Annotated in this window: 24 protein-coding genes; 11 read left to right on the forward strand and 13 right to left on the reverse strand. The window is 44.5% G+C overall.

Annotated elements, in window-relative coordinates; translation table 11 throughout:
- Positions 1 to 126 precede the first annotated feature (126 nt).
- The gene (locus VR7878_RS20845) at positions 127 to 306 is read right to left on the reverse strand and encodes a hypothetical protein (RefSeq protein ID WP_139344063.1); all 180 of its coding nucleotides are present in this window, start codon (positions 304 to 306) and stop codon (positions 127 to 129) included.
- Positions 307 to 616: 310 nt separating this feature from the next.
- On the reverse strand, positions 617 to 1,054 hold the full coding sequence (mioC, locus tag VR7878_RS09210) for an FMN-binding protein MioC (RefSeq protein WP_077335599.1): 438 nt from the start codon (positions 1,052 to 1,054) through the stop codon (positions 617 to 619).
- A gap of 729 nt (positions 1,055 to 1,783) precedes the next feature.
- Between mioC and VR7878_RS21065 the strand changes: the two genes are divergently transcribed.
- From VR7878_RS21065 to VR7878_RS09220, 3 genes are all read left to right on the forward strand, one after another.
- The gene (locus tag VR7878_RS21065) at positions 1,784 to 1,960 is read left to right on the forward strand and encodes a hypothetical protein (RefSeq protein ID WP_159440446.1); all 177 of its coding nucleotides are present in this window, start codon (positions 1,784 to 1,786) and stop codon (positions 1,958 to 1,960) included.
- Positions 1,961 to 2,111: 151 nt separating this feature from the next.
- Positions 2,112 to 3,356, forward strand: a complete 1,245-nt coding sequence (locus tag VR7878_RS09215; protein ID WP_077335496.1) for an AAA family ATPase — start codon at positions 2,112 to 2,114, stop codon at positions 3,354 to 3,356.
- Between the two features lie 12 nt (positions 3,357 to 3,368).
- Positions 3,369 to 4,007: a DUF4276 family protein gene (locus VR7878_RS09220; protein ID WP_077335498.1), complete on the forward strand. Its 639-nt coding sequence runs from the start codon at positions 3,369 to 3,371 to the stop codon at positions 4,005 to 4,007.
- A gap of 76 nt (positions 4,008 to 4,083) precedes the next feature.
- On the opposite strand, the gene mnmE is transcribed toward VR7878_RS09220, so the two are convergent.
- The 8 genes from mnmE to VR7878_RS09260 form a co-directional block, all read right to left on the reverse strand.
- Positions 4,084 to 5,445 (reverse strand): tRNA uridine-5-carboxymethylaminomethyl(34) synthesis GTPase MnmE, encoded by a 1,362-nt coding sequence (mnmE, locus tag VR7878_RS09225; RefSeq protein WP_077335500.1) that lies wholly within the window; start codon positions 5,443 to 5,445, stop codon positions 4,084 to 4,086.
- Between the two features lie 119 nt (positions 5,446 to 5,564).
- On the reverse strand, positions 5,565 to 7,193 hold the full coding sequence (gene yidC, locus VR7878_RS09230; RefSeq protein WP_077335502.1) for a membrane protein insertase YidC: 1,629 nt from the start codon (positions 7,191 to 7,193) through the stop codon (positions 5,565 to 5,567).
- A gap of 2 nt (positions 7,194 to 7,195) precedes the next feature.
- Positions 7,196 to 7,453, reverse strand: a complete 258-nt coding sequence (gene yidD, locus VR7878_RS09235; protein ID WP_074374016.1) for a membrane protein insertion efficiency factor YidD — start codon at positions 7,451 to 7,453, stop codon at positions 7,196 to 7,198.
- Positions 7,420 to 7,776, reverse strand: a complete 357-nt coding sequence (gene rnpA, locus VR7878_RS09240) for a ribonuclease P protein component (protein ID WP_077335504.1) — start codon at positions 7,774 to 7,776, stop codon at positions 7,420 to 7,422. The genes yidD and rnpA overlap by 34 nt, the downstream gene beginning before the upstream one ends.
- Before the next feature lie 11 nt (positions 7,777 to 7,787).
- Positions 7,788 to 7,922, reverse strand: coding sequence for a 50S ribosomal protein L34 (rpmH, locus tag VR7878_RS09245; protein ID WP_005378825.1), 135 nt, complete (start codon positions 7,920 to 7,922; stop codon positions 7,788 to 7,790).
- A 300-nt stretch (positions 7,923 to 8,222) separates the two neighbouring features.
- Positions 8,223 to 8,960, reverse strand: a complete 738-nt coding sequence (locus VR7878_RS09250; protein ID WP_077335506.1) for an amino acid ABC transporter ATP-binding protein — start codon at positions 8,958 to 8,960, stop codon at positions 8,223 to 8,225.
- Positions 8,957 to 9,628, reverse strand: a complete 672-nt coding sequence (locus VR7878_RS09255) for an amino acid ABC transporter permease (protein ID WP_077335508.1) — start codon at positions 9,626 to 9,628, stop codon at positions 8,957 to 8,959. The genes VR7878_RS09250 and VR7878_RS09255 overlap by 4 nt, the downstream gene beginning before the upstream one ends.
- Positions 9,629 to 9,794: 166 nt before the next feature.
- Complete coding sequence (locus VR7878_RS09260; RefSeq protein WP_077335510.1) at positions 9,795 to 10,544, reverse strand: amino acid ABC transporter substrate-binding protein; 750 nt, start codon at positions 10,542 to 10,544, stop codon at positions 9,795 to 9,797.
- 396 nt (positions 10,545 to 10,940) lie between these two features.
- Here VR7878_RS09260 and dnaA point away from each other — a divergent pair, with 396 nt between their 5' ends.
- From dnaA to VR7878_RS09305, 8 genes are all read left to right on the forward strand, one after another.
- Positions 10,941 to 12,344, forward strand: a complete 1,404-nt coding sequence (gene dnaA / locus VR7878_RS09265) for a chromosomal replication initiator protein DnaA (protein ID WP_235862862.1) — start codon at positions 10,941 to 10,943, stop codon at positions 12,342 to 12,344.
- 98 nt (positions 12,345 to 12,442) lie between these two features.
- A complete protein-coding gene (gene dnaN / locus VR7878_RS09270; RefSeq protein ID WP_077335512.1) occupies positions 12,443 to 13,543 on the forward strand; it encodes a DNA polymerase III subunit beta in 1,101 nt (366 codons plus the stop codon).
- A gap of 40 nt (positions 13,544 to 13,583) precedes the next feature.
- The gene (gene recF, locus VR7878_RS09275) at positions 13,584 to 14,663 is read left to right on the forward strand and encodes a DNA replication/repair protein RecF (RefSeq protein WP_077335514.1); all 1,080 of its coding nucleotides are present in this window, start codon (positions 13,584 to 13,586) and stop codon (positions 14,661 to 14,663) included.
- Between the two features lie 19 nt (positions 14,664 to 14,682).
- Entirely contained in the window at positions 14,683 to 17,097 is a 2,415-nt protein-coding gene (gene gyrB / locus VR7878_RS09280) for a DNA topoisomerase (ATP-hydrolyzing) subunit B (protein WP_077335516.1), read from the forward strand.
- A 342-nt stretch (positions 17,098 to 17,439) separates the two neighbouring features.
- Complete coding sequence (locus VR7878_RS09290; RefSeq protein WP_077335520.1) at positions 17,440 to 17,880, forward strand: Hsp20 family protein; 441 nt, start codon at positions 17,440 to 17,442, stop codon at positions 17,878 to 17,880.
- A gap of 297 nt (positions 17,881 to 18,177) precedes the next feature.
- Complete coding sequence (msrP, locus tag VR7878_RS09295; RefSeq protein ID WP_077335522.1) at positions 18,178 to 19,179, forward strand: protein-methionine-sulfoxide reductase catalytic subunit MsrP; 1,002 nt, start codon at positions 18,178 to 18,180, stop codon at positions 19,177 to 19,179.
- Positions 19,180 to 19,239: 60 nt separating this feature from the next.
- Entirely contained in the window at positions 19,240 to 19,860 is a 621-nt protein-coding gene (gene msrQ / locus VR7878_RS09300; RefSeq protein WP_077335524.1) for a protein-methionine-sulfoxide reductase heme-binding subunit MsrQ, read from the forward strand.
- A 162-nt stretch (positions 19,861 to 20,022) separates the two neighbouring features.
- Positions 20,023 to 20,520, forward strand: a complete 498-nt coding sequence (locus VR7878_RS09305) for a GNAT family N-acetyltransferase (RefSeq protein WP_077335526.1) — start codon at positions 20,023 to 20,025, stop codon at positions 20,518 to 20,520.
- 18 nt (positions 20,521 to 20,538) lie between these two features.
- On the opposite strand, the gene VR7878_RS21070 is transcribed toward VR7878_RS09305, so the two are convergent.
- The 3 genes from VR7878_RS21070 to VR7878_RS09315 all read right to left on the reverse strand — a co-directional run bounded on the left by VR7878_RS21070 (position 20,539) and on the right by VR7878_RS09315 (position 23,813).
- Entirely contained in the window at positions 20,539 to 20,703 is a 165-nt protein-coding gene (locus VR7878_RS21070) for a hypothetical protein (RefSeq protein ID WP_159440447.1), read from the reverse strand.
- Positions 20,704 to 20,712: 9 nt separating this feature from the next.
- Positions 20,713 to 22,239, reverse strand: coding sequence for an anti-phage dCTP deaminase (locus tag VR7878_RS09310; RefSeq protein ID WP_077335528.1), 1,527 nt, complete (start codon positions 22,237 to 22,239; stop codon positions 20,713 to 20,715).
- Positions 22,240 to 22,559: 320 nt separating this feature from the next.
- Entirely contained in the window at positions 22,560 to 23,813 is a 1,254-nt protein-coding gene (locus VR7878_RS09315; RefSeq protein WP_077335530.1) for a valine--pyruvate transaminase, read from the reverse strand.
- Between the last annotated feature and the right edge of the window lie 231 nt (positions 23,814 to 24,044).

The raw sequence follows: 24,044 nt of genomic DNA on the forward strand, positions 1-24,044 counted from the left end.
CTATTAGGGAAGACGATCTTTGTGGATAAACCAAAAATGATCAACAGGATCATTACGTTCGATACGATCACTTTTTGTGATCAAACGTTGATCAGATCGAGGATTAACTGGGATCAAAAATGGCACTTATTCACACCCCACCGCATAGTGATAAGTTATCATTGGGATAACTATAGCTTCTTCACTGGATCTTTCTGTATTTATCCACAGTTTGAGTTGCTCAAAAAAGAATCGATCGGTCTCTTCTGCTGTCATTTCAAAAATGAAAATGTTCAAGAATGGTGTTTGGAAGCTGTTCGCCGCCATATTAAACACCCCTATTTACCCGATATTGTCGATTTTGAGTCGTTTAAAACATTCATTAAAGATAATTTTAAGCAATTGGTTTTATATTAATGAGTGAAATGAGCTTTGTATCCATCCATCATCGCGACATAAGGTGTGGTTTCAGCCCTGATATTGATCCGTGAGAGCTGTTATGAGAGATAAAAAGCATGTCACTTTGCAATGGATCCATCGTCATGTTTAATGTGGAAAAGCTTGGGAGTAATTTCAGGGCAGTTGAGGCTACCCTGTGAGTAACTATTTATACACAATTTTTATATACAATCCGTCATCAGTTGAATTGTTCTATGTGTTGAGTAAGCCATTCACCAGCGGCATCTTCTGGTACCGGATGTTCGAGAATATCCAGTGTATAGCAGTCTGTCAGCGGGGTTGCCCCGATATCGAGCAGCAGCTCGTAGGCATGTTTTCCTGCGGCACAAAATGTGTCGTAACTGGAATCACCAATAGCCACAACAGCAAATGATAATTTATCCGTTCTGGGTGGCGTATCTTGAAGTGCCCGGATAAATGGCTGAATATTATCAGGATACTCACCCGCCCCGTGTGTCGATGTAATGATCAGCCAAATGCCTTCTGCCGGAATATCTGCCAGAACCGGCTGATTATGGATCTCGGTATCATGCCCTTGCTGCTGTAATAGCTCATCAAGATGATCACCGACATATTCAGCGCTGCCGAGCGTGCTCCCCGTAATGATATGGATCATATTCATCCTCTTCACAATGATATTTCACAAATGGAATGCTTTGATTACTTTCGATAAAACGCACTGACACGAATTCTGATCAGCAACATGTGTCGAGAAACAAAACGTAGGCATAAGAGTAATCAAACCGAAGCGGGAAAGAAAGACGTAACTGTATATTGTGTGGATAGCATGGGATCAACCGGTGCATGGTCGTGAGATCTGATCGGGGAGATAATTTGTATAGTGATGTGTGTTGTTTGTGGGTAAATATTCATGATCATCACTGCGTGCTGATTTGGGCATTATCGATCATGCTTTTGATCCGTTCATAGACTCCTGCGAAGGCGTAGCTGTGAATTTCGAACATCGATCACCCTCAAACCGTGAAATCACTCGTAAAAATAGGTAATGAAGATGTTGGCCAAAGGATGACTTTCTTCGAGTCAGAACAAATATTTATCTTTAGGGAGTCGCTGCAACTCCCGCTGCTGTTTAAGCTGAACACACGTCGGTGATCTCCGGCGTCGGGATTCGAACCCCGTATTGATCATAAAGGTACATAGACGACAGCGGTTGCTGGCTTTATTATGTATGGCTTCACCTATTTGAACTATGGTGGGCTGAATGAGGCTGGCTTCGGTCAGGCCGTTTCCTTTGTGACGGTAGTTCGAACCCGTTCAGCTCACCACCTCCAGAGATTCGGACCTCCTTGGTGGTGAATATCCAATCATCACAAAGGAGGCCAATATGCCTGCGCAATTTACCCCTAATTTACCGCTGACCGCCCGAGGTTATCTGATCGATTTTCTCGGCCTGTGTACCGATGCCGGAACCAATCAGCACGAACTGCGAGAGGTGCTGCTGTACCTCAATAACCTGATTACCTTTGATGAATTGCAGTTACAGCAAGAGGATGAGGTGTAACACTGAAAAGCAAAAGGAGAGCGGGGCTCTCCTTTGTTTGAATCAAATGGCTTTGATTCAGAATGACTAAAAATTCGTGGAATTTAGCAGAGAAAACAATAAACTGAATAAATACTGATCATCTGTGTTTTTCGGAATAGGGCAATATTTTATGGCGCTCATTGAAGGTTTCAAAATTCGTAATTTCAGATCGTTGCGTGATGTAACGCTCGGAAAAACTTGGCAAGACCAGAAACAGTCTCCATTAACGCCACTAACTGTCGTTGTTGGAAAAAATGGTGCTGGGAAAAGTTCGCTGTTTGATGCTTTTGGTTTTCTTGCAGATTGTCTGACATACGGTGTTGATGAAGCGTGTCATCGTAATCAGCGTGGCGGTTATGAGCGCTTGCGTTCTTCCGGAACCGATGGAAATATTGAATTTGAAATTTACTATCGGGAATCTAAAAATGATCGTCCGATTACTTATGAGTTATCAATTGGTCAAGATAGCTACGGTCGACCAGTTGTATTCAGTGAACGTTTAAGGCAGCGACGTGAAGGACAAAGACATGGATGGCCTTTTTCGTTTTTGGAACTCAATCATGGTTCGGGAAAAGTATGGTCTGGTACTGCGCTTGCGGAAAGTGAAAACCCGAATCTCAAAGAAGAAACAAATGAAACTCAGTTAGTGAATTTGGATAATATTCAGAAATTGGGTATAGCGACGTTAGGGAATCTGAAAGATCATCCGAGAATTGCTAAATTTAGAAGGTTTATTGAAGGCTGGTATCTGTCCTATTTCCGGCCGGATGCTGCTCGTGATATTCCTCGAGCAGGACCTCAAAAGCATCTTGATCGTGAAGGTGAAAATTTAGGTAATTTTGTCCAGTTCATGGAAAGGGAACATCCACGTAAGTTTCAGAATGTTCTTTCTGACATAGCTGAAAAAATTCCGGGCATTCAAAATATTGATACTGAACTATCTCCTGATGGCCGATTATTACTTCGTTTTAAGAGTGAAGGTTTTGACAAACCATTTTATGCACAGCAGATGTCGGATGGAACCTTAAAACTTTTTGCCTATATGCTGTTATTAGAAGATCCTGATCCAGCGCCTTTTATCTGTATTGAAGAACCGGAAAATGGTTTATATCACAAGTTATTGGAGTCTCTGGTTGATGAGTTCCGAGCTAATGCCACGGGGCGAAAAGGTAAATCTCAATTATTTATTACAACCCATCAGCCTTACCTTGTGGATGCTCTGGAACCCAACGAAGTCTGGATTCTGGAGAAAAAGGATGATGGGTTTTCTACATTGACAAGGGCTTCTGAATACAAAGAAGTAGTTTCAATGGTAGAAGAAGGTATCCCTCTTGGTAGCTTATGGTATAGCGATCATATTGATAGCCAGTTATAACGAGGTGTATTAATGCATTTTGAAATCCTCGTTGAAGGAAAAACGGAACTGACAGCTTTATCTATTTTAATGCCGAAAATTGTTGGGGCTTATGGTGAACCTCATACATGGAAGATCCATAAACATAGAGGGGTTGGTCAATTACCAGCAGATCCACAATTAAGACCAAACGCGAGAGATATGACATTACTGCATCAGTTACCGGCCAAACTTAGGGCTTATGCAAAAATTATTGATGAACAAAGAGTTGTAGTGGTACTTCTCGATTTGGATGACAAGAATTCTGCTGAATTTCTGCAACAATTGGAATCTTTGCTGAATTACTGCCAAACCCCTTTTGAGGCTAGGTTCCAATTCGCTATTGAGGAATTGGAAGCATGGTATCTCGGTGATGTAGCTGCACTCCAGAAGTTTAATCCGAAGATTAAAAGTCAGGTCTTAGAGCAATATCAACAAGACAGTATATGTGGAACTTGGGAAAAACTGGCAGAAGCGGATGAGCCAACGGTTTTAAATAACAAGAAAAGAAGTACTTTAGTAATGGATAAGAAAAAAGAATGGGCGAAAAAAATTCCGTTATATATGGAAGTTATTGACAATAAATCTCCCAGTTTTCAGGATTTTGTAAGATGCCTCCAGAGCTATATTTAAGAAGAACAATAAAAGTCGAATAAAGGTGGTTGTGTGCTCCGATAATATTCAAGACCAAACCTGAGCACACAGGTATTCACTTCCCAATACAGAAACTCGAAAAGATCCGTCCCAGTAAGTCATCAGAACTAAACTCACCGGTGATCTCATTAAGATGCTGCTGGGTGATGCGCAGTTCTTCTGCGAGGATTTCTCCGGCCATGTAGCCTTCGAGTTGTTGTTGGCCAATGGCGAGGTGTTCGGCGGCTTTATCTAAGGCATCGAGGTGGCGGCGGCGGGCCATGAAGCTACCTTCTTGGCTGCCGGTGAAGCCCATACAGTCTTTGAGATGGCTTCTCAAGGCTTCGACCCCTTCGCCGGTTTTTGCTGACAGGCGGATCAATGTTGGGTCATTGACGTGGCAGATCCCCATCGTTTCGTTGGTTTGATCCGCTTTATTACGGATCACCGTCATCCCGATGCTTTCCGGGAGACGATCAACGAAATCCGGCCAGATCTCTTTCGGATCGGTCGCATCGGTTGTGGTGCCATCCACCATGAACAAAACGCGATCAGCTTGTTTGATTTCATCCCAGGCACGCTCAATTCCGATGCGTTCGACTTCGTCTGAAGCTTCCCGCAGCCCTGCGGTATCGATAATGTGTAGTGGCATACCATCAATGTGAATGTGCTCTCTCAGCACGTCCCGGGTGGTGCCGGCGATATCTGTGACAATCGCGGATTCTTTACCGGAGAGTGCATTGAGCAGGCTGGATTTACCGGCATTGGGGCGTCCGGCAATGACGACTTTCATGCCTTCACGCATCAGAGCGCCTTGGCTGGCTTCGCGCCGAACCATGTTCAGATTATCAATAATCGCTTGCAGATCGCCTGCCACTTTACCGTCAGCCAGAAAGTCGATCTCTTCTTCGGGGAAGTCAATTGCAGCTTCAACATAGATTCGCAGATGGATTAACGACTCAACCAGCGTATGGATTCGGGTTGAGAATTGCCCTTGCAGCGATTGCAGCGCTGATTTGGCTGCCTGTTCTGAACTGGCATCGATTAAATCAGCAATGGCTTCTGCTTGCGCGAGATCCAGTTTGTCGTTGAGGAACGCGCGTTCTGAAAACTCTCCCGGACGTGCTGCCCGAATACCGGGAAGGGTTAAAATCCGGCGGATCAACATATCCATGACGACGGGGCCACCGTGCCCCTGCAGCTCAAGCACATCTTCACCGGTAAATGAATGAGGATTGGGGAAAAACAAAGCAATGCCCTGATCCAACTGGGTACCGTCTTCATCCTGAAAAGGAAGATATTCTGCATACCGGGCGCGGAGTGTTTTACCCGTCAAAGCTTGGGCGACGTCAGCCGCTTTCGGGCCGGATACACGAATGATTCCGACACCACCACGGCCTGTCGGTGTTGCCTGTGCAACGATTGTGTCTGTAGTCATAGTGAATTTGTCTGTTCAGTCCAAAAGGCGCTATCGATGATGGATAGTATGATGGGCATTGTAATCAGCCGCTAATAAAAAGGCGACCCTTTGGCCGCCTCTTTTCGCATTGCTCAGGTTTACTTCTTCGAGTGTAAACCTTTCTTCTCCAGCGATTTGTAAATGACCATCTGCTGGATCAGGGTCACGATGTTTGAGACCAACCAGTACAGTACCAGACCGGATGGGAAGAACAGGAAGAAAACCGTAAATGCGACTGGCATAAAGGTCATAATCTTCTGTTGCATCGGATCGGTAACCGTTGTCGGGCTCATTTTCTGCAACATAAACATACTGGCACCCATCAAAAGTGGCAGGATGTAGTATGGGTCTTGTGCTGATAAGTCGTGAATCCAACCAAAGAATGGCTGGTGGCGCAGTTCAACAGATTCCATCAGCGCCCAGTAGAGCGAGATGAAGATCGGCATTTGCAGCAGAATCGGGAAACAGCCGCCCAGCGGGTTCACTTTCTCTGATTTATATAATGCCATCATTTCCTGGCTCATGCGTTGGCGATCATCACCAATGCGTTCACGCATTGCTTGCAATTTTGGTTGCAGCATGCGCATTTTTGCCATGGAAGTGTACTGAGCTTTAGTCAGTGGGTACATGACACCACGAACGATAAAGGTCAGACAGATAATCGCAATACCCCAGTTAGAGACAATCCCCTGAATAAAGGAAAGCAGGCTATGTAGTGGTTTGGCAATAAACCATAACCAGCCGTAATCTACTACGAGATCCAGGTTTGGCGCGGTTGCTGCCATTTGGTCTTGCAGTTTAGGGCCAACCCATAGCGTTGCATCGAAGTCAGTGCTTTCGCCTGATGCAATGATTCGGTTTGGTTCGCGGATACCGATATCACCAATATTACGGTTGGTCATCACCCGGGAAAAGAGTTTGGTATCCGGTGCCTGACGCGGAATCCATGCAGCAGCAAAATAGTGTTGGATCATCGCTGCCCAGCCTTGACCATTGTTCAAGGTCTCATTGAGGGCGTGATCTTTCATGTCACTAAAGCTGAATTTTTTGTAGCGGGTTTCCTCAGTGGAGTACGCACCGCCATGATAAGTTGACATGGCAAAGCTACTACCGGATGCTTCCAGTGTCTGACGCAGATGCGCATACATACCGACAGCTGCGTTTTGGCCCGACTGGTTATTGACGTTGAAATCAACATCAATTGCATAACTGTTACGCTTCAGGGTAAATGTTTTGGTATAGGTAATACCGTTCGCCTGATAAGTCAGTGGGACGCGAACTTCATCTTGGCCATCGGCAAGTTGATAATTGTTTTGGGCTACCTGATAAGTCGGACGACCATCTCTTTTATCAATCCCTTGTGGACCGATCAGGCCACTTTGAGCGATAAACTGAAAATCACTGTTCTTTTTCAGCAGTTCAAAAGGTTGAGCTGAGTTTAGTTCTTTAGAATATTGATTCAGTTTTGCCGAGATGACATCGCCACCGACCGTATTGATGGCAAGTGTGAGAACGTCTGTTTTCACGGTCACTATTTTCCCTGCAACATCCTGAGTTGATACTGGTTCAAACTCATCTGAGCCTGGAGGAGCAGCAGGAACTGAACTACTTGATTGTGTCTGCTCAACCGCAGTTGGTGCAGGATTCTGTGCTACTTGCCATTTCTGGAACAGTAAGAAAGAAACCAGCGCCAAAGCGATTAACAGGATATTACGTTGAGAATCCATCGTTATTTATCTCTGTCTTGTCTTGGGTTAGGTGGAACGGGGTCATAGCCCCCTTCATTCAGAGGGTGGCATTTTAATAGACGTTTGCCTGATAACCAACATCCTTTTACAAAACCGTGAGCTTTCAATGCTTCTATCGCATATCGGGAGCAGGTCGGTGTAAATCGGCAACGTGGTCCTAACAGAGGGCTAATCAGCCATCTGTATAGATAAATCAGTCCGATGACTAACCACGATAAGGGCGAGACAGGCGTTGCCATAGTTTATCAAACAGCTTTGTTATTTCGTCATTGCTGAGTTCCTGAGCGCTTTTTTTCGCAATGACGACAAAGTCTTTATGCGGTAATTCGTGCTGCTTCAGGCGAAAACTTTCCCGAGCAAGTCGCTTAAAACGATTGCGGCCTACGGCAGTTTTTATCTGTTTTTTCGGAACGGCTAATCCCAGTCTTGGGTGGGAAAGAGCGTTTTTACGGGCAATGATGGTAAAATGAGGCGAGCCAGCACTATGGGCTTGCTGGAATACGTATCGGTAGTGTTCGGGAGTTAACAAACGTAACTCCCGACGAAAAGCGTACTTGTTCAAAATAAGTCAGATTATTTTGACAGGCGTGCACGGCCTTTCGCACGACGTGCGTTAATTACTTTACGACCGTTCTTAGTTGCCATACGAGCACGGAAACCGTGAGTACGTTTGCGCTTCAGAACTGTAGGTTGAAAAGTGCGTTTCATTGTTTTTACCTTACTGATCAGTAGTTTCTAGGTTCTTGTTAAACCCGGTGTTGGGCTCTTTCTGCCTCTTTTACAAGAGGGAAAATTCCGACACCTTGCAACAAAGAGGCGGAATTGTAATCACTGCCACCGAAGGTGTCAATAATTGGGGAAACGAAGCACCAGAATCTCTGGCTTATAAATTGCTTTTATCTCTGTTTTCAAGAACCGATGTTTTCAAGAACGGATATAAAAGCAAAGCCGCTTCATTTCAATTTGGTCGGGCGATTATACGTTGTACGGATAAAATCTCAAGGATCCTTATTGGATCCCGACCTGATTTAAGAATTTCTTCAAGCGGATATCCTGTGGATTATCGAAGATATCCTGTGGAGATCCTTGTTCAACAATTTTGCCTTCAGCCATAAAGATCACGCGGTCCGCGACTTCTTTGGCAAATTGCATCTCATGGGTGACCACCAGCATGGTTTGATGAACCCGGGCCAGCTTTTTCATTAAACTCAACACTTCGCCTACCCACTCAGGGTCGAGCGCTGATGTCGGTTCATCGAATAATAGCAATTCAGGCTCCTGAGCCATGGCCCGGCCGATCCCGACCCGTTGTTGCTGACCACCGGAAAGTGATGCCGGATACTGTTCACTTTTATCCCCAAGGCCGATGTCATTGAGAATTTGCTGAGCACGCTCGTAAGCCTGATCTTTCTTCCAGCCGAGGACAGTGATCAATCCTTCCGCAATGTTTTGTTTTGCGGTGAGATGGGCAAATAGCGCATAGTTTTGAAAGACGAATCCGGTTTTGCGTCTCAGTGCCAGTACATCATTTTTATTCGGGTTGGTACTATCGACGCTCACATCGCCAATCGTAATCGTGCCTTGATCGGCACTCTCCAGAAAATTCACACAGCGCAGCAGTGTCGATTTACCTGTACCACTTGATCCGATGACGACGATGATTTCACCTTGATTGATTTCAAGATCAATGCCTTTGAGAATTTCACTCTCTCCGAAACGTTTATGAATATTGGTTAACTTGATCATCTCATATACGCCTTATTGAGTTTGTGTTCTGCCCAGCTCTGGACTCGGGTCAGGATAATGGTGATTCCCCAGTAAATGAAAGAGACCGCGAGAAAGGCTTCAAAATAATGAAAGCTGGAAGAGGCTTCCATTTGTGCTTTTGCCATGATTTCAGCAACACCGAGCGTAAATGCCAGTGAGGTTGATTTGATCATATCGATGAAGTAGTTCATCAGTGAAGGCAAAGCGATTCGGGTTGCTTGTGGCAGGATAATACGACGCATCGATTGTGCGGTGGTCATACCGATAGACAAGCTCGCTTCCATTTGGCTTCTGTCTACGCCAATAATGGCAGCACGGATGGTTTCCGCCATATAAGCTGCAAAATGGAGTGCCAGACCGAGAATCGCCGCACTGTAGGCATCCATCCCGGTCATGACCGGAAAAATTTGTGGCAACCCGTAATAAAAGAGGAAAAGCTGGACGAGCAGCGGTGTCCCTCGAAAATAGCTGATATAAAGTTGGCAAATCTGATCGAGTACAGGAATTCGGAAGACCCGGATATTCGCAATGATGACCGATAAAATGATGGAAAGCACCATGCCCCAGCAAGCTAACTCTATTGTAATGCCGAGATATTTGAGCAGGATTGGCATCAGCTCCAGCATATATTGAAAATCAAAACCCATAATGTGTGTCTTCTGTTTTATCAGGGAATCAACGGCTGACTTCGGTCGGCGACTCCTGAATATTGGTGTTAATGCATTGGTATGTTTAAAAATAAACCCACTGTACTGATCCGGACAGTGGGCTTATAAGCTGTCATGATTCATCGGGAATCATGGCGATGGTTCGTTATCGTTGTGTGATATCCGTATTGAACCATTTTTCTGAAATTTGGCTTAGTGTGCCGTCGGCGCGCATTGCTGCAAGCGCTTTGTTGACTTCACCCTGAAGCTTCTTACCTTTTTTATTATTGAGGAAAGGCCAGGCATTCTCAATAGTTTCGAATGGTTTTCCTGCCAGTTGCAGGGGGAGCCCTGATTTTTGAATCACTTCCAGAATAGAAAGACGATCCATTACAAAGGCATCGATCCGACCCAGTGCAACATCTTGTTCAAAGCTTGAGTCATAAGTTTTGATGTTGATTTGATTGTCTTTATCGTGCTCACGCAACAGTTGCTCAAAGTTGGAACCTAAATTGACCGCAACGGTTTTACCTTTCAGGTCATCCAGACTGTGAATGGTATTATTCCCTTTACGCACAGCGATTTGTGCACCGTCAATCACGTACGGATCTGAAAACAGATATTTTTGTTTGCGGGCATCAGTAATGGTGATCTGGTTTGAAATCGTATCGACTCGTCCCGTTTCTAACAGACCAAACAGGCCAGAGAAGCTTGCGGTGACAAATTTTACTTGATAGTCGTTGCGCTTACCTATTTCTTTCCATAGATCAACTTCAAACCCTTGTAGTTCATCTTTTTTGACAAACGTGAACGGGAAGTAGCGGCCAGACATGCCGACTTTTACTTCTGTTGCTGCATAGGCATTGATTGTTGTAAAAGCGAGAGCCGCAATTGCAGCAATAAACCATTTTTTCATGTTGATCTCCAAAATATTTCAGGCGCTTATTTTAATGATATATCGCATAACAAAAGAAATAACCATAAGTTATGGGTCATAACCTATCATATAAATTATGATACCTTGTTCATATTTTTTGTTTGTTGCTATGATCTTCCATTGTGCTTGACAACGATTATGTCTCATTAAACTGCATTGTGCTAATTTGGGGATAACTTTGTCGGATCGAGGTTTTTGTGTATGAACATGTGGGTAAATCAGGGACATTTAGGGTTGATCCAAGAATAAATTGGCCAAAAAGTGTGAATAACTTGGATCTAGTTTACAGGATTGACGATCAATTGCTGGCGATCTTTAAGATCAACAGGTAGAATTGCCAGTCTTTATCGATCATCTAATCAGAGTGAGGGAACAGTGTCATCTTCTCTTTGGTTGCAATGTTTGCAACAGCTTCAGGAAGAGCTTCCTGCGACAGAATTCAGTATGTGGGTTCGACCGCTGCAAGCCGAGCTCAATGACAATACTCTCACTTTATTCGCCCCAAACCGTTTTGTGCTTGATTGGGTACGGGATAAATATCTCAATAGCATCAATCGCCTTCTCAACGAGTATTGTGGGAGTGATATTCCAAGTTTACGCTTTGAAATTGGCAACCGTCCGGTCGCTGAACAAAAACGGGCGCCTGTTCGCACGCCGGCAGATGTTGCGGCTGAATCTTCAGCGCCAGCTCGGTTGCAAGCCAGAAAACCAATTCATAAAACATGGGATGATGAGTCGACTCCGATTGAGATTAACTATCGTTCCAATATGAACCCGAAGCATAAGTTCAATAACTTTGTGGAAGGTAAATCGAACCAGCTCGGCCTCGCAGCAGCAAAACAAGTTGCTGATAATCCGGGGGCTGCCTATAACCCTCTCTTCTTATATGGCGGAACCGGGTTAGGTAAAACGCACCTGTTACATGCAGTTGGCAATGCGATCGTTGATCATAATCCACAAGCGAAAGTGGTTTATATGCATTCTGAGCGGTTTGTTCAGGATATGGTAAAAGCATTGCAAAACAATGCGATAGAAGAATTTAAACGCTACTATCGCAGTGTCGATGCACTGTTGATCGATGATATTCAGTTTTTTGCCAACAAAGAGCGCTCTCAAGAGGAATTCTTTCATACCTTTAATGCGTTGCTTGAAGGGAATCAACAAATTATTTTGACTTCTGACCGTTATCCGAAAGAGATTCACGGGGTAGAAGATCGTCTCAAGTCTCGTTTTGGCTGGGGTTTGACGGTTGCTATCGAACCCCCTGAATTGGAAACACGAGTCGCGATTTTGATGAAGAAAGCTGAAGATCACCAGATTCATCTGGCTGATGAAGTCGCTTTCTTTATTGCCAAACGGCTGCGTTCGAATGTGCGTGAGCTGGAAGGCGCACTGAACCGTGTCATTGCCAATGCTAACTTTACCGGCCGGCCAATCACGATTGATTTTGTCCGTGAAGCTTTGCGTGATTTATTAGCTTTACAGGAAAAATTGGTCACGATTGATAATATCCAGAAAACGGTGGCTGAGTATTATAAAATCAAAGTGGCAGATTTACTGTCGAAGCGTCGTTCACGTTCGGTTGCCCGCCCTCGTCAATTAGCGATGGCATTGGCGAAAGAACTGACCAACCATAGTTTGCCGGAAATCGGTGATGCATTTGGCGGACGTGATCATACGACAGTGCTTCACGCCTGTCGGAAGATAGAGCAGTTAAGAGAAGAAAGTCATGACATCAAGGAAGATTATTCCAACCTGATTCGGACGCTCTCTTCTTGATGTCTATACAGCATCAATAGTCATACAGAACAAGTAGTACGGTGTCGGTCGATTCCCAGACCTGATCGGTGGGATGCCATATAATAAAAGAGCGAACTATGAAATTTACCATTGAACGTAGCAATTTGATTAAACCGCTGCAGCAAGTCTCCGGAACGGTTGGTGGACGGACAACGTTGCCGATCCTCGGTAATCTGTTGTTAGCAGTTGAAGGTGATACCCTCATGTTGACGGCCACCGATCTGGAAGTTGAACTGGTTGGTAAAATTGCGCTGGAAGGTGATGTAGAAACGGGTCGCGTGACGGTTCCGGCTCGCAAACTCCTCGATATTTGTCGCGGACTTCCCGATGATGCAGCGATCTCTTTCTTATTAGATGGCGATCGATTGCAAGTCCGTTCTGGTCGCAGCCGTTTTTCTTTGGCGACGCTGCCTGCCAAAGATTTCCCGAATATTGAAGACTGGCAAAGTGAGTTATCACTGACTTTGTTACAGGCGGATTTACGTGGATTGATCGAGAAAACGCAATTCTCGATGGCTAATCAGGATGTTCGCTATTATCTCAACGGAATGTTGTTTGATATTGAAGACTCCACATTGCGTTCGGTCGCGACCGACGGTCACCGGATGGCCGTTGCTCAGGTCGAATTGCCGGAAGCATTGGCAGCACAACAAATCATTGTGCCGCGCAAAGGTGTCCTTGAACTGGTCAAGTTGCTCGATATGCCGGATCAACCGGTTGTCGTGCAAATCGGTAGTGCGAATATTCGTGTTGAAGTGAATCAGTTTATTTTTACCTCAAAATTGATCGATGGCCGTTTTCCGGATTATCGTCGGGTGTTGCCTCAGAGTACCAATAAAGTGCTGGTGGCTGCTTGTGATGTCTTGCGCCATGCATTTTCCCGGGCTGCTATTCTGTCGAATGAAAAATTCCGCGGTGTCCGTCTGAATATTGATGGCAGTGATATGCGGATCACTGCGAATAACCCGGAGCAGGAAGAAGCGGAAGAATTGTTAGATGTGCAGTTTGAAGGGGAGCCGATCGAGATTGGCTTTAACGTGAGTTACGTTTTGGATGTTCTCAATACCCTGAAGTGCGATAATGTCCGGATGTCGATGTCAGACTCGAATGCCAGTGCTTTGATCGAAAATGTTGAAGACGATAGTGCAATGTATGTCGTTATGCCGATCCGGTTATAAGACTGAGCTGACAATAATGAATACATCGATAGATTGAAGTATGCCACTTTCGCGCTTAATGATTCAGCAATTTAGGAATATCAAAGCCTGTGATATCTCATTATCATCAGGCTTTAACTTTCTTATCGGGGCGAACGGAAGCGGTAAAACCAGTGTGCTTGAAGCGATTTACATGCTTGGTCACGGTCGTTCGTTTAAAAGTAGTTTAACCGGACGGGTGATTCAAAATGAATGTCAGGAGCTGTTTGTTCACGGGCGTTTTTTGAACCCCGACCAAATTGAGATACCGGTTGGCATTAATAAGCAGCGCGACGGCACGGTTGAGGTTAAAATAGGGGGCCAGTCCGGACAAAAACTGGCTCAGCTGGCACAGGTATTACCCCTGCAATTGATTCATCCTGAAGGCTTTGAATTGCTGACGGATGGTCCGAAACAGAGACGGGCATTTATTGACTGGGGTGTGTTTCATTCCGTCGCGGCCTTTTTTGATGCATGGGGGCGTTTCCGTCGTCTGAATAAGCAACGTAATGCTTTGCTTAAAACGGCAACGGACTATCGGGAACTCAAATACTGGGATGCAGAACTATCGCATCTGGCAGAGCAGATTGACGCATGGCGTGCCGATTATGTGGCGCAAATCAAACCAGTGGCAGAAGCTTTGTGTCAGTCATTTTTACCGGAATTTGAAATCCAGTTACAATACTATCGTGGCTGGGAAAAAGAGACGTTATATCAAACGCTTCTCGAAAGAAATTTTGAACGCGATAAAATGTTGGGCTACACATTCAGTGGGCCGAATAAAGCGGATTTAAGAATAAAAGTGAACGGTACCCCGGTTGAAGATGTTTTGTCGCGCGGTCAGCTCAAACTGATGGTTTGTGCCCTGAGGGTTGCACAAGGACAACACTTAACATCCTTAACGGGTAAGCAATGTATTTATCTCATTGATGATTTTGCTTCCGAGCTGGACAGCGAGCGCCGTAAAAGGTTGGCAGACTGTTTAAAAGCGACCGGAGCGCAAGTTTTTGTAAGCTCTATTACCCGGGATCAGGTGGATGACATGTGTATGTCAGACAGCAAATTGTTCCATGTGGAACAAGGCCGGATAGAGCAAGGATAAAAAATAAAGAGAGTAACTCATGTCGAATAATTACGATTCATCGAGTATTAAAGTACTGAAAGGTCTGGACGCAGTCAGAAAACGTCCGGGGATGTACATCGGCGACACGGATGATGGTACGGGTCTGCACCACATGGTCTTTGAGGTGGTGGATAACTCAATTGATGAAGCGTTAGCGGGTTACTGTAAAGATATCGTCGTGACGATTCACGAAGATAACTCTGTTTCTGTTAGTGATGATGGTCGGGGGATTCCGACGGAGCTTCACACGGAAGAAAATGTTTCTGCAGCAGAAGTTATCATGACTGTACTACATGCGGGTGGGAAATTTGACGATAACTCGTATAAGGTTTCCGGCGGTTTGCACGGCGTTGGTATCTCGGTCGTGAATGCTCTGTCTGAAAAGGTTGTCCTGACGATTCATCGTAGTGGTCACATCCATACTCAGACTTATCATCATGGCGTTCCGCAGGCACCACTGGCGGTTGTTGGTGACACCGAGAAATCGGGAACCATGGTTCGGTTCTGGCCAAGTAGTGAAACATTTACCAATATCGAGTTCCACTATGAGATTCTTGCCAAACGTCTGCGTGAGCTGTCTTTCCTTAACTCCGGGGTGTCGATTAAGCTGAACGACGAGCGTGACAGTAAGCACGATCACTTCATGTACGAAGGGGGGATTCGGGCATTCGTTTCACACCTGAACCGCAACAAAACCCCAATCCATGACAGAGTTTTCCACTTTAACCAAGAGCGTGAAGATGGCATCACAGTTGAAGTTGCCATGCAGTGGAATGACAGTTTTCAGGAAAGTATTTTCTGCTTTACCAATAATATTCCTCAGCGAGACGGCGGGACGCATATGGCCGGTTTCCGGGCGGCATTAACCCGTACGCTGAACTCGTTTATGGATAAAGAAGGCTTCAGTAAGAAAGAGAAAACCGCAACATCCGGTGATGATGCCCGTGAAGGTCTGACTGCGGTTATCTCGGTGAAAGTACCGGATCCGAAGTTCTCCAGCCAGACTAAAGATAAACTGGTTTCTTCAGAAGTGAAATCTGCGGTTGAAACCGCAATGGGTGAAAAATTATCAGAGTTTCTGATTGAAAACCCGAATGAAGCCAAAATCGTTTGTTCGAAAATTATCGATGCGGCTCGTGCCCGTGAAGCGGCTCGCAAAGCGCGCGAGATGACCCGCCGTAAAGGTGCGTTGGATCTCGCAGGTCTGCCGGGTAAGCTGGCGGACTGTCAGGAAAAAGACCCGGCTCTTTCTGAACTCTATATTGTGGAGGGTGACTCGGCTGGTGGCTCTGCTAAACAAGGCCGTAACCGGAAGAATCAGGCAATTTTGCCGCTGAAGGGTAAGATCCTCAACGTTGAAAAAGCCCGTTTTGACAAAATGCTATCGTCTCAGGAAGTTGCGACACTTATCACTGCATTAGGCTGTGGTATTGGCCGTGACGAATATAATCCGGACAAGCTGCGGTATCACAATATCATCATCATGACCGATGCCGATGTTGATGGTTCGCACATCCGTACTTTGCTGTTGACCTTTTTCTATCGCCAAATGCCCGAATTGATTGAGCGCGGCTATGTTTATATTGCTCAGCCACCGTTATATAAAGTCAAAAAAGGCAAACAAGAGCAATATATTAAAGATGAAGACTCAATGACGCAGTATCAGATTTCACTGGCGTTGGATGGTGCATCATTCCACGTCAACCCTGATGCCCCCGCATTGTCTGGTGGTGCGTTGGAAGGGTTGGTTCAGCGTTATAATTCTGCAATGAAGCTCATTGAACGGATGAGTCGCCGCTATCCATATGCTTTGGTTGGCGAGTTTATCTATATGACTCGATTAACCGAAACCGATTGTGCTGATCACGATAAAGTTGAAGCCTGGACTAAGCAGTTAATTGAGCAGCTCAATGCCAAAGAAGTGGGTGCAAGTCAGTACAGTTATAAGATTGAACAAAATCAAGAGACTGGTCTTTCTTCTCCGAAAGTAACCGTTCGTACTCATGGTGTGACATACGAATATATGCTGAGTGTCGATCTGCTGAATTCGAAAGAGTACGGTTCATTGGCTGGCTTATCGGAAGAACTGAACGGGCTGATTGAAGAAGGTGCTTATATTCAGCGAGGTGAGCGGACTCAATTGGTGAATAGCTTTGCCGAAGCGATTCAGTGGTTGATGAAAGAGTCTCGTCGTGGTTTGGCGGTACAACGATACAAAGGTCTGGGAGAGATGAACCCTGAGCAGTTGTGGGAAACTACCATGGATCCGGAAACGCGTCGTATGATGCAGGTGACCATTGATGATGCGGTGGGTGCCGATGAGCTGTTTACGACCCTGATGGGCGATCAAGTTGAACCGCGGCGTGCCTTCATTGAAGACAACGCGCTGAAAGTGGCAAATCTGGACGTTTAGTTTTGTTCATGAAACTTTGCTGATGACTATCAATCATGTCAGCTCATCGAGAAACAGTCACCCGTTGGTGGCTGTTTTTTTGTCTGAGCCTGAGATACAAATATATGTGTGCAACCAGCAGAAAATTTTTTTAAAAATTTATCTGATCCCCCTTGAACTTAATTTGAACGACCATATATCTGTGAATGAAGAGGATGCCAACCGGGCCTCTGAACCGGAAGACCGCCTTGCTCTGATGAGAAGGTGAGTTAACCAAATTACAACCGTTCGTTTTCTGGGTCATCTGAACAGAAAGTCGGACAAAAATTCATGAAACTATTGCTTCATAGAGAGGATAGAAATATGAGAACTGTCGATTTCACACCTTTATACCGGAATGCCATTGGCTTTGATCGTCTGTTTAATTTAATGGAAACAGCCAACGCAAAAAACGGCTCTTCAGGTTATCCGCCATATAACATCGAGCAAAAAGGCGAAAATCAGTATCGGATTACGATGGCTGTCGCTGGATTTGCTGAACAGGATCTCGATATCACCCAGCAGGAAAATACCCTGATTGTACAAGGTGAACGCAAACCTGAAGATGAGAAAACCTATATCTACCAAGGCATTGCAGAACGCAACTTCGAACGTAAGTTCCAGTTGGCTGATTATGTCAAAGTCGTTGGTGCAACGATGGAAAATGGCCTGCTGCATGTTGATTTGGAACGTGAAATTCCAGAAGCAATGCAGCCACGCAAAATTGCGATTAACGGTAAAAACCTAATTGAAAGTAAAGAATAACGATCAGTTAGGGAAAGTTGTGAAAGAGCGCCTTTAGGCGCTCTTTTTGATCGTCTCTCATTTACCATTATTGGACGGACCGCTATCGAATGATCATTTGATGGCATCAAATATCCAAAAAATATCCAACCGACTGTAATAAATTTCTCTTTTATCCGTCTAACTGTCATAAAGGCTGTTGAGTCATCGTGAATTTATCACATTCGTATTGGCTAAGATAACCATTGCGCGATACAGTTTGGTAAAGGCGAAATTATAACCAGTACACATGAGAGCATGGAAGGATAAGGATAGCTTATGTTGATCAGGAAAAAACCACAGCTCACCGAAGCTGATGTGACACCGGAAGCCATTTATCGCTCTCGCCGGAAGTTTATGCAAGGTTCTCTTGCTCTCGGCGCCAGTGTTTTGCTCCCCTCATTGAATGTACTGGCCAAACCCAGTCAGGAGGCCGGAGAGTTTCAGCCGAATACACCACCATGGCTGAAACAGCAGTTAAATGATGCGCAGGCAAATCAACAAGTCATCAATGAGCCGTTAACGCCCTACAAAAATGTCACGCAGTACAATAATTTTTATGAATTTGGTTATGGCAAAAATGACCCCTCGGATGAGAGCGGGGACTTTCAGCCGTTTCCGTGGCAAGTCCAAATTGGCGGTGAAGTCGCGAAAGCCGGCACTTACCATTTAGAAGACTTACTGAAAGGGATCACACTGGAAGAGCGTATTTACCGGCTGCGTTGTGTAGAAGCGTGGTCAATGGTGATACCTTGGATTGGATTTCCTTTAGCGACGTTACTCAAACGATTTGCGCCGACCAGTAAAGCGAAGTATGTCGCTTTTACCACGATTGAGCGTCCGGAGCAGATGCCGGGACAGAATAGTTTGTTTAGCTCAATTGACTGGCCGTATGTTGAGGGGTTACGCATCGATGAAGCGATGCACCCCCTGACAATGATCGCAGTCGGGTTGTATGGTAAAACCCTGCCGAATCAAAATGGCGCCCCATTCCGCTTGGTTGTACCGTGGAAGTATGGCTTTAAAAGTATTAAATCAATCGTCAAAATTGAACTCACAGAAAAACAGCCGCCGACAACATGGAGCCAGTTAGCCCCCCATGAATACGGGTTTTATGCCAATGTGAATCCACAGGTTGATCACCCACGCTGGAGCCAGAAAGAAGAGCGCCGTTTGCCTTCAGGGTTATTAAGCCCGAATATTATTCCGACACGACTATTTAATGGTTATGAAGAAGTTGCGCCTTTGTATCAGGGGATGGATTTAGCCCGTTACTATTAATTTAGTCCGTTAACTTTGTGGCCGGCTTCAGGCGTCGGGCACAGAAGTCAGGAGAAACAGATGCCGGTTACTCTACGTCGAATCGTGATTTTTATGCTGGGCTGTACGCCGGTGTCACTGTTAATTTGGGGTGTATTCACTCAGAATTTAGGCGGTGACCCGGCAAAAACCATTGTGCTGGAAACCGGTCTTTGGACATTACGTTTTCTGTTAATAACACTGATGGTTTCACCATTTGTCCGGTATTTGAAATGGCGTTGGTTGATGACCCACCGACGGATGTTGGGACTGTTTGCGCTGTTTTATGGCTTGTTGCACCTACTGGCTTATTACCAGTTCATTCTGGGCGGTAATCTGGCTATGTTTGGTTCGGAATTGGTGAAACGTCCTTATATTTTGGTCGGTGCACCGGCACTGCTGATTTTAATCGCCTTGGGGATCACTTCAACCAAAGGCTGGATGAAACGGCTCGGGAAGCGCTGGCAAACGTTGCACCGTCTGGTCTATCTTGCGCTGATTCTGGGATGGGTTCATCTGTTCTGGCAGGTACGTTCCAGTTATTACGAAGCGGCGTTTTATGGCGTCATCGGTGTGATATTACTGAGTTTCCGCCTGCCACAGCTGTGGCGGTTTTTTCAGTCTCGTTTGCGTCGGCACCACGCATCACTCAAGCCTCATTAATCTGGATGAACGTTTTTGATGAAGAAAGATACTGCCTTCAACGGTGGCCGGTATCTTGGTGAATGCTCGGTGCCTTTATCTTTCCCTTCATCGTCCCCACTCTTGTTGATAGTTTTGATACAATCAGTCGATCAGAATACAGTTTGATCCGACGGAGTTGGAATGAAAGAACCGGAAGTCACGACATACTACCTTGAAATGCACTCGCTGGCAGCGTTGAATGAAAAACCCAAGCCGGAAGGCTTTGAGGTCATTGAAGCGCAAATCAAGAATTACCGCTTTAACCGCTATTTGTATCAGTTAGTCGGAGAACCGTGGCGGTGGCGGGATAAACTGGCGCTTTCCGACCATGAGTGGCAGGTATACGCTGAGTCACCACAGGTGAGAACTTGGTTTGCTTTAAGTCAGGGCAGTATTGCCGGTTATTATGAGCTCGAGCAACAGACCGACGGGAATATCGAAATCGCTTATTTTGGTCTGGCTCCTGATTTTATGAACCATGGCTTCGGCGGTTACCTGCTGACCCATGCACTTCAGTCGGCATGGGGATGGGATAACCCGCAGCGGGTCTGGGTTCACACCTGTACCCTTGACCACGAATATGCGCTGGCAAACTATCAGGCAAGAGGGATGAAGGTTTATAAGAAAACCGTATCGTAACGGTTTTCTTTGGACAAATCAGTTCGTGGCTTGTTTCCGACTGGATAGGGAGGTATTGGAGGATTGTTGTGAATCAGAAATTTTGATCTGTAAAAGTTGTTGCTGCCATTGTGGCCACTGCGAAACAGTCTTGTTTGCCTTTTCTAAATGTTTAGCCAATGCTGAATTATCAATTTTTTTCATAATGTTGTCCTACTTCTTACTTAGTCCCATATGATTTTTGTACATTTCACGGTGTTTACTCGTTGCAACTGAAGCTATGGTCTCTTGTTTAATATATTTAAATTCATCAGATGTCAGCCTAAGTTTAGCTGATTCTTTGGACCAGTCTATGGTTTTTCCCTGAGTATCTTTCCTTCTTATGTTTCTACCATTACCCAGAGTCATTGAAAAAACATTTAAAAAGCTTCTGGGTCCAACACCGACGAAGGGTTCGAAAGTTACTTTTCCATCAATACCACTTTCTGCTATCGAGTCGTGGTGAAACTCAAATGCTTTACTTTTTGAATATGGTTCAACATAAACAACTCGCATAATACCTGCAGCAATAATATGCTTTGCACAGTTGTGACAGGGAAAAGTTGTACAGTATAGTGTTGTTCCAATCGTGCTATTATTGGAGCGTCCACAAGATAATATTGCTTCCATTTCTGCATGAACAACGCGTCCATATTCTGTAATATCTTTTATTTTTGTTTTAATTAATTGATTTTCAATGTTTTCTTTAAGATTGTTGTTATCGGTTTGAGATTGGTTATCTTCCAATTTGTGTAAGTCAAGATGTGCGACAATATTATCGATTAGTTCTTGAATTGCATTTTTATTTGCATCATATCCTCTCATATAGTCTCTACCGTCAAGTACATCCGCTATCTGAATATTGTTTTCATCTAACGTTGGCCAGTAGAGCCCACCTCCTGCTCTTGGCACATCGTTTGCTCCGGTAGATATAATATTGCAGTCTTTTGCTAGGACTGCACCAACTTGTCTTGATAAATCAGCTGATCTAGTTGAGGCTGAAAATGCCATATACATTGCATATTCGTCAAATGTAGGTGTGAGATATGGGTTATCAAAAATTAGTTTTAATATTCTTTCTATATCAGCTTTGTTCCGGTCTAAATTAGGGTCTTCATTAATAAAAAAATCGGATAAATGAAACGTATCTCTGGTATGTTGTCCATGGCCATTACTTGGCCCTTCTTCAGTATCTCTTATGATTAGTTTTTTAATGAACTCATCTGAATCTGATTTTTTCTTTTTATTTTTTAGTGTTTGAAATCTCATTTCTTCACTGGCATGAATTCCGATAAGGAAAAGATTATTACCATAGGTATCTCTCAGGACCTTCACTTCTTCTGGATGTTTTAGTGATCTGATGATCCATGCCTGTTTATCAATAGGCCTTGCCTCATCATCCCCTAATATTTCAGTTCGATATTTTGCTATTTCAGCTATTGCTGAGTAGGCTAAAGCGCCATTGTGTTGTGACACTTGGCGATAATCATTACCGATGCTCATAAAATGATTAATCGTTTCTAATTTCGTTAAATTTTCATTTGGGGGATTTAAACTGAAGAGAACTTCTTGAGATATCCGTATCTCCTTAGCTTTGAAATCATATAGTTCTAATTCCTCCTTTATGAAATTAACAAACCGATTAAGATCTGATCCGACTGCAGAAACTAAAGCGATTACTATTTCGGAAGGCTCTTCCATAATTTGACTCTATTTTAAATGGGTTGCTATGTAAATTTAGAATGCATCAATGTTAAGAGTAACAAATAACTTAAAAATGAATAAATAGCATCCTAATAAATAATGAATTTATATTTTATGGATATAATATAAACGATAAGATAGTAATTCAGTCAATAATTAATAGAAGTGAATTTCAGCAAAAAATTAATTGATGTCAGGAAAAAACAAACTTTGATTACATTGGTTTTCGTAAAAAGAGTGATGTATTTAACGTTTTTACTTAAAAATATCTTATTAATAAAGGAGAGGTTCAATGGATGAACCTCTCCTTTGTTTACTTAGCTCTTTTCCCCATACGCCTTTGCGACTTCTTCGGCGATAATAGCGATGCCTTTCTGCATCTGCTCATCATCCTGCACGTAATTCATCCGCAAGCATTGATGACCGTGTTCCCATTCTTCCTGCTGACCGATAAAGAAATACTCACCGGGGATAATCAGAACCCCTCGATCTTTCAAGCGTTGGTAAAGCGCCATGGTAGTGATCGGCAGTTCGTCGAACCATAACCAGAGGAAAATGGCGCCTTCCGGTTTGTGGATTCGAAAACGCGGATCGGGAATCGCCTGTTGGAGTAGCTTAATCGCGTGTTGGGATTTTTGTCGGTAGAACGGTTGAATCACATCTTCGCTGAGGCGCAGTAGATCACCTTGTTCAATCATATGATTAGCGATTGCCGGACCGATACTGCTGGGGGAAAGATTAATAATCCCGCTGAGGTTTGTCATGGCTTGAGTAATTTCTTCACTGGCAATTACAATGCCGCAGCGAACGCCCGGTAAGCCAAGTTTCGATAGGCTCATACATAAAATGGTATTTTCATTCCAGAAGGGGGTGACATCTTCAAAAATAATATTTGGAAACGGCAGGCCGTAGGCGTTATCGATAATGAGTGGAATCTGATGCTGACGTGCCAGCTGATCCAGTTTACAGACTTCCTCATCCGTCAGTACATTGCCGGTTGGATTGGTCGGGCGAGAGGCGCAGATCGCAGCTATTGAATCATCCACTTGCAAATGTTCGAAATCAACATGGTATTTGAACAGACCATTGTCAAGCATTTCGATGTCTGGCCGGTAAGAGATAAACATATCTTCATTGATACCTGCATCGCCGTAACCAATATATTCCGGTGCCAGCGGGAGCAGGATTTTCTTATGTGAGCCGTCGGGTTGTTTCCCTGCCAGTAAGTTGAACAGATGGAAAAAGCTACTCTGACTGCCATTGGTCAGACTGATGTTTTTTTCCGAGATTTGCCAACCGAGATTTTCTCGCAGCAGCGCTGCAAGCGTCCGCAGAAAGGCGTCTTTCCCTTGCGGGCCGTCGTAGTTTGCCATGGCGGCAACCAGCTCACCGCTATCGAGCAGCGACTGACTCGCCTGATGAAAATAATCGAGCATTGATGGAATGGCTGCCGGGTTACCACCACCGAGCATAATGGCTCCGGGAGTGCGGAGGCCTGTATTCAGATCATCCATGAGCTGAGTGATACCTGAGTATCGGTTAAATTTTTCACCAAACGAAGAGAACTGCATGACTGAGTTACCTGATATTTTTTAATAGGAAAGAATCGCTTTTCGTTACCGGACTTTTCGTTACCGGGAATGTACCGGGACATCCGTAGGGAGATTGTGTTGCTAACCCACAATGCACCAATACTTGAGTTAACCGTAATGATTTTTAATTGAAAAGCAACTCTTACCTCTGGATTTATTGCCCTCAATTTTCTAAGCGTTTTTTGACTGGGTCGCTGAAGGCCGTATAAC

Origin of the sequence: Vibrio ruber DSM 16370, from assembly GCF_900163965.1 — a bacterium.
GTDB lineage: Bacteria > Pseudomonadota > Gammaproteobacteria > Enterobacterales > Vibrionaceae > Vibrio > Vibrio ruber.